Origin of the sequence: Thiohalomonas denitrificans (assembly GCF_016841685.1) — a bacterium.
Classification (GTDB): Bacteria; Pseudomonadota; Gammaproteobacteria; order Thiohalomonadales; family Thiohalomonadaceae; genus Thiohalomonas; species Thiohalomonas denitrificans_A.
Genome location: NZ_JAENYR010000032.1, coordinates 1 through 5,878, shown reverse-complemented (window position 1 = coordinate 5,878; position 5,878 = coordinate 1). Strand labels below are relative to the sequence as shown.

The 5,878-nt window shown below is 60.4% G+C and carries 6 protein-coding genes; 5 read left to right on the top strand and 1 reads right to left on the bottom strand.

What is annotated here, in order from left to right:
- Positions 1 to 143 precede the first annotated feature (143 nt).
- Complete coding sequence (locus Q7L05_RS08705) at positions 144 to 1,337, top strand: iron-containing alcohol dehydrogenase (protein WP_303904935.1); 1,194 nt, start codon at positions 144 to 146, stop codon at positions 1,335 to 1,337.
- Positions 1,338 to 1,573: 236 nt separating this feature from the next.
- Here the strand turns inward: Q7L05_RS08705 and Q7L05_RS08700 are convergent, their stop codons facing one another.
- Entirely contained in the window at positions 1,574 to 2,110 is a 537-nt protein-coding gene (locus Q7L05_RS08700) for a hypothetical protein (RefSeq protein WP_303904932.1), read from the bottom strand.
- A gap of 120 nt (positions 2,111 to 2,230) precedes the next feature.
- Between Q7L05_RS08700 and Q7L05_RS08695 the strand changes: the two genes are divergently transcribed.
- The 4 genes from Q7L05_RS08695 to Q7L05_RS08680 all read left to right on the top strand — a co-directional run bounded on the left by Q7L05_RS08695 (position 2,231) and on the right by Q7L05_RS08680 (position 5,696).
- Entirely contained in the window at positions 2,231 to 2,680 is a 450-nt protein-coding gene (locus tag Q7L05_RS08695; RefSeq protein ID WP_303904929.1) for an ATP-dependent zinc protease family protein, read from the top strand.
- A 60-nt stretch (positions 2,681 to 2,740) separates the two neighbouring features.
- Positions 2,741 to 3,646 (top strand): 30S ribosomal protein S6--L-glutamate ligase, encoded by a 906-nt coding sequence (gene rimK, locus Q7L05_RS08690; protein WP_303904926.1) that lies wholly within the window; start codon positions 2,741 to 2,743, stop codon positions 3,644 to 3,646.
- Positions 3,646 to 4,695, top strand: coding sequence for a succinylglutamate desuccinylase/aspartoacylase family protein (locus Q7L05_RS08685; protein ID WP_303904923.1), 1,050 nt, complete (start codon positions 3,646 to 3,648; stop codon positions 4,693 to 4,695). Before rimK ends, Q7L05_RS08685 begins: the two co-directional genes overlap by 1 nt.
- 116 nt (positions 4,696 to 4,811) lie before the next feature.
- Positions 4,812 to 5,696 carry a DUF4382 domain-containing protein gene (locus Q7L05_RS08680; protein ID WP_303904920.1) on the top strand — a complete coding sequence of 295 codons (885 nt, stop codon included), beginning with the start codon at positions 4,812 to 4,814 and terminating at the stop codon, positions 5,694 to 5,696.
- Positions 5,697 to 5,878: the final 182 nt, after the last annotated feature.

The window sequence follows — 5,878 nt, the reverse complement described above, 5'->3', positions numbered from 1 at the left end:
GCACCGGTTCGGTGAGTATCGGAGACGGCGCATTTGGGTGTGCCATGTGTGATGGTTGGTGCACTCTGAAATTCTGCCGGCTTTCCGGGAAGGGTGGCCTATCAGAATGCGCCCTACGGGATGGACCACTAGAGCGAGATACGATGAAAATAGACGCTTTCACGATTGGAAACCTGCCGCGCATCGTCTTTGGCGAAGGCCGCCTTTCGGAGTTGCCCGGACTGATCAGCAGCTATGGTGATTCTGCGCTGCTGGTGATGGGCGGCAAGTCGTTTCGGGCCGGACCACACTGGGAGGTCCTGAAACGCGGCCTGGTAGAGCAGGGCGTTCGCTTTGAAAGCGTCTCCGTCGAGGATGAGCCCTCGCCGCGACAAATCGATGACATCATTTCCGGCGTGGGGTGTGAGATCAGTGTGGTGGCCGGGATCGGGGGCGGCAGTGTGCTGGACGCCGCCAAGGCGATTGCCGCTCTACTGCCCCGGGGCAACTCGGTTTTTGACCATCTGGAGGACGTGGGGCGCGGTCTGCCTTACGAGGGAACTCCATTGCCGTTGGTCGCTGTGCCCACCACCGCCGGCACCGGCAGCGAAGCGACCAGGAATGCGGTGCTCAGTCAGCGCGGCACGGATGGTTTCAAGAAATCGTTTCGTGATGATTCCATGGTTGCCCGCGTGGCCCTGATCGATCCGGTGCTGCTGGCGGGTTGTCCGCGTGAATTGATGGCGGCACAGGGTATGGATGCCTTCACGCAGCTCATCGAGTCCTATGTTTCCAGGCGGGCCAATCCGGTAACCGACGCGCTGGCCTGGAGCGGTCTTGAAGCAGTCGCGGGCGGTTTTTTCAATGCGCTGCAAGGGGGCGAAGGGGAGGCTGCACGCAACGGACGCGCGGCCATGGCCTATGGCGCCCTGATCTCGGGGATTACACTGGCCCAGGTAGGTCTCGGTTCCGTGCATGGACTTGCTCAGCCGTTCGGATCGCTGTTTCCCATCCCGCACGGTGTTGCCTGCGGTACCGTATTGGCTGCCGCCACCGAGGTCAATATGCATGCGCTGGAGGCACGCGATCCGGAACACCGCTCCCTGCAAAAGTATGCGGCCGTCGGCCGGCTGCTGAGCGGCAGGGAAGCCGGTGAGGTACGCTCCGCCTGCCGGGTCCTGGTCGAGAGCCTCGAGGAGTGGACCCGGCGGCTGGACCTGCCACGCCTCTCGGAGTTCGGCGTCCGTGAAGCGGACATTCCCCGCATTGTCGCCGGTTCGCGCAATAACAGCATGAAGAGCAACCCGGTGGACCTCTCCGACGAGGAGATCGCCGCGATCGTCCGCAAGCGCCTCTAAATAGCTGTTTGGAAATGGTGCTCAGGCTGTAGCAGTGGCCTATCCGGGACGCGCCGTGAATACATCCGTGTAGGCTCGACAGCGGATACCGCCATCCCTGGCGGCATGCCGCTGACGGTCCCGGATAGCTCACCGCTACAGCCTCGGTTGTTGGATGCCAATTCGGACCCCGGCAGGGTGAATTGGCAGCAGTTAGCCCTTGGCGGATTTCGCCACCAGTTCGCCTGCGGTTTTTGTTAGCGCCGTAGGTAGAAGTATTTCCACGGCGTATCGGCAATGGCCTCCAAGCGACGCAGCAGCTCATCGGAGGGCACGGCCTCGCCCTCGAACACTCCCCAAATCTTGACGAAGATCCGGCCAAATCCAGCGCTTTGGCGCCAGTCGAGACATTCGGTGGTAGTTTCGTGGGCACAGGCGGGACAGTGCCAATCGCTGTTTTCCTGAACCGATGTCACCCGCTCGCGGCACTTCGGGCAGCGAGGCTGTTTGATGTTACTGCCGGCCATCAGCACCGGGTGGTCGCCTTTCACCTCGATCGCCAGATGTGCAAATTCATCGCCGGTGACACCCGGCTCGCCCAGCGAAACGACCGGAGAGCAGCCGAGGAAGGTGATGAGCTGTAGATACCGTTCACCGGGGCGGAAATGGCGTTCTCCCTGCCAGTCGAATTCGTCGTCTGCCAGGCCGATCTCGCGCAGGACCTCCAGAATTTCGGCTTCGGAAATGCAGGTGTGCGGTTCGGCCGGATGTAAGATGAGCAGGTTTTCAGGCATTGGATTGCGATTGGAAAGGACCGGGCGGGTAGTATACTTCAGCTGTCCTCTGCCTATTCATCAAAAAGCCGTTACTTTGCAGGTCGAGGGCAGGGCGATTCACCTGTCTAAGGGGAAAAAATGCCCAAGCGGGATTTGCCGGGAGTGGGTTGGCGTGAGTGGGTTTCGCTGCCGCAACTGGAGATCGACCACATCAAGGCCAAGGTGGACACCGGCGCCCGTACATCGGCCCTCCATGCCTTCTCGGTAAAGCCGTACCGGGAGCGGGGAACTCTTTGTGTGCGCTTCGCTGTGCATCCACTGCAAAAACGCCGGGAACCGGTTGCAGACTGCTTTGCCGAAGTGAGTGACTTTCGCTGGGTCAGCGATTCCGGCGGCCATCGTGAGAAACGCTTCGTGATCGTCACGCCGGTGATTTTGGGCGGCTTGGAATGGCCCATTGAAATGACGCTTACCGATCGGGACACCATGCAGTTCCGAATGCTGCTGGGGCGCACGGCGCTCAAGGGCCGTTTTGTCGTACATCCAGGCAGCTCCTATCTCATAGGCAAGCCGCCCGAACCGACCTAGCCCTCTTTTCGTCTATCCCGATGAAATCGTTCTCCTGAATGTCCCTGTAAAGGTTGTCAAATGAAAATCGCCATTCTTTCCCGCAACCGAAACCTCTACTCCACCCGCCGTCTGGTGGAGGCCGGCCGTGCCAGGGACCATGAGGTCTACGTGTTCGATACCCTGAAATGCTATATGGATATCGCCACCATGCGGCCGGCGATCTACTACAAGGGGGAACGCCTGGAACACTTCGATGCGGTGATTCCTCGTATCGGGGCATCGATCACCTTTTACGGACTGGCGGTTCTGCGGCAGTTCGAGATGATGAGTACGTTCCCTCTGAATGAATCGGTGGCCATCGGCCGCAGTCGCGATAAGTTGCGCTCTCTGCAACTACTCTCGCGCAAAGGCATCGGTCTTCCCATCACCAGTTTCGCGCACAGTGTGGAGAGTACCGAAGACCTTATTCGCCTGGTGGGGGGCGCACCTCTGGTGGTCAAGCTGCTGGAGGGTACCCAGGGTAAAGGGGTGGTTCTGGCAGAAACCAAGAAGGCTGCCGAGAGTGTCATCGATGCCTTTCGTGAACTGAAAGCCGACTTCCTGGTGCAGGAGTTCGTCAAGGAGGCGGGCGGCGCCGATATCCGCTGCCTGGTGATCGGCCAACGGGTGGTCGCGGCAATGATGCGTCAGGCGCGGGAGGGCGAATTTCGCTCCAATCTTCATCGCGGCGGCACGGCCTCGGTCATCAAGCTCAGCCCCGCAGAACGCTCCACGGCCGTACGCGCGGCCCGAACCATGGGTCTGAACGTCGCTGGCGTGGATATCCTTCGATCCCGGGAAGGACCGGTCGTCCTGGAAGTGAATTCGTCCCCCGGATTGGAAGGGATCGAGACGGCCACGCACAAGGACATCGCGGGCATGATCTATCGCTTTATTGAAACCCACGCCCGCCCGAATCGGACCCGGACTCGGGGTAAGGGATAGTGGGCGCTCCGATTTCGATCAATGGATTGACGGTAGATCCCGGGGAGCGGCGGACCATCAATCTGCCGGTGGCGAAGCTCTATACCCACACCAACCTGGCCATGCCCGTGCATGTCGTCAATGGGCGCCGTGAGGGACCGACACTGTTTGTTTGCGCCGCGATTCACGGTGATGAACTCAACGGTGTCGAGATCATCCGCCGATTGCTGAAGCATCCCGCTGTGAAACGGCTGCGCGGGGCGCTCATCGCCATCCCCATCGTCAATGTGCACGGCTTCCTCGATCGCTCCCGATATCTTCCGGACCGACGCGATCTCAACCGCAGCTTCCCCGGCATGGAGCGCGGCTCATTGGCGGCACGTATTGCCAATCTGTTCATGGCCGAGATCGTCGCCCAGAGCCAGTACGGCATCGACCTGCACACCGGCGGTGTGCATCGCACCAACCTGCCGCACATTCGCGCCTATCTCAATGATTCGGAGACCGCCCGCATCGCCAAGGCCTTCGGCACCCCGGTCATGATCAATGCCGACTTGCGTGATGGATCTCTGCGCCAGGCCGCGGTTGAAAAGGGCGTACCGATGCTTCTCTATGAAGCAGGGGAGGCCCTGCGCTTTGATGAGGTCTCCATTCGGGCCGGTGTCCGTGGAATCGTCAATGTCCTTCGTGAGCTGAAAATGCTGCCAGCGACGGGCCACCCCCGAAAAAGCGAGCCCCGACCCGTTGTGGCAAGGGCCAGTAACTGGGTGCGTGCGCCCGAGAGTGGAATCTTCCGGGCCTCGGTCCCGATTGGCGCGAAGGTGGAAAAAGGCACCCTTCTCGGCATGGTCTCCGACTCCTTTGGGGAATCCGAGTTGGAGGTGCGCGCGCCGAGCGATGGAATCGTTATCGGCCGAAGTAATCTTCCGCTCGTGCATGAAGGTGAGGCGCTGTTTCACCTGGCGCGCTTCCAGAAGGTGGACGCCGTCTCCGCCCGGGTGGATGCTTTTCATGAAGATCTGCTTCCGGAAGAACTGCCTGACGAGGGCACCGAAGGGCCTATCGTGTGACACCCATCACGACCGTTGAATTTTTCAGGCCGCCCAGCGTGATCCAAGCCACGTTGTCTTCTACTTTTTCCCGTTAGGCTGAATCAAAAAATTTGATACCAAAACGGAGAAGAACCATGCATCCACGCTATGCACTTTTCGCGGTACCGTTCCTGTTGGTCGGTTGCGGCGGCAGTGATGGTGGTACGGGAACGGTCGACCTGGCGGTGACCGATGCGCCTGTCGATGGAGCAACGGCGGTGGTCGTTCAGTTTGATCGCGTGGAACTGAAGCCGGCCGACGGTGACTCCGTTACCTTCGACGCCGCAGGGGGGCAGATCGATCTGCTCGCCCTTCAGAACGGCGAAACGGTACCCCTGCTGGAGGGAGTGACTGTGGCAGCGGGGCGCTATAACTGGATGCGGCTGCACGTCACCGACGGCACCGACGCTTCCTATATCGAACTGGAGGACGGAGCCATACATCCTCTGACGATTCCCTCGGCGGATCAAAGCGGGCTGAAACTGAATCGCGGCTTTACGGTTCCCCAGGGGGGCGGGGTGGATTTCACTATCGATTTCGACTTGCGCAAGTCGGTCCATGAAGACGCCAATGGCTACAAATTGCGGCCGACGCTGCGTATGGTCCAGACCGAGGCTGCCGGGAATATAGCGGGGACCGTGTCCGGCAATTATGAGGTGTCGGGGACGACGCCGGCAGATGCCGATGCCGATCCCGAAACCGGCTGCGCGGCCTATGTGTATTCGGGATCGGATGTCGTTCCGGATGATGAGTATGCCAACGGCGACAGTTCGCCGCTGGCCAGCGCTGCACTGACCCTGGATGATTCCATCGGGGCCTACACTTATACGGTCTCTTTCCTCGGCATGGGCGACTATACCGTTGCCTTGACCTGTGACGCGGCGGCCGACCAGCCTGATACCGATGATGACATCACCTTCAGCTCGACCCGGAATGCAACGGTCACTGCCGGTGAAACGGTGATGGTTGATTTCCAGTAACTGATCCCCCGGACCGGAATTGCGTCGTCGATCCGGTCGTTCTTTCCTTCCACACTCTCGCTCTTTGGCCGGCGTACAAGTTGCGCCGGCTTTTTTAACGGCTTCCGATCCGGCTCTGCGAACCGTCCCCGCCGCTACGCGGCCCCGAATCGGTGACGAACGTTCAGCCGTCATTGCGAGCC

Bases quoted from the DNA above. Each gene is read 5' to 3' on its own strand.
- Q7L05_RS08695 (WP_303904929.1), top strand. From the start codon at position 2,231: ATGCCCAAGCGGGATTTGCCGGGAGTGGGTTGGCGTGAGTGGGTTTCG.
- rimK (WP_303904926.1), top strand. From the start codon at position 2,741: ATGAAAATCGCCATTCTTTCCCGCAACCGAAACCTCTACTCCACCCGC.
- Q7L05_RS08680 (WP_303904920.1), top strand. From the start codon at position 4,812: ATGCATCCACGCTATGCACTTTTCGCGGTACCGTTCCTGTTGGTCGGT.
- Q7L05_RS08705 (WP_303904935.1), top strand. From the start codon at position 144: ATGAAAATAGACGCTTTCACGATTGGAAACCTGCCGCGCATCGTCTTT.
- Q7L05_RS08700 (WP_303904932.1), bottom strand. From the start codon at position 2,110: ATGCCTGAAAACCTGCTCATCTTACATCCGGCCGAACCGCACACCTGC.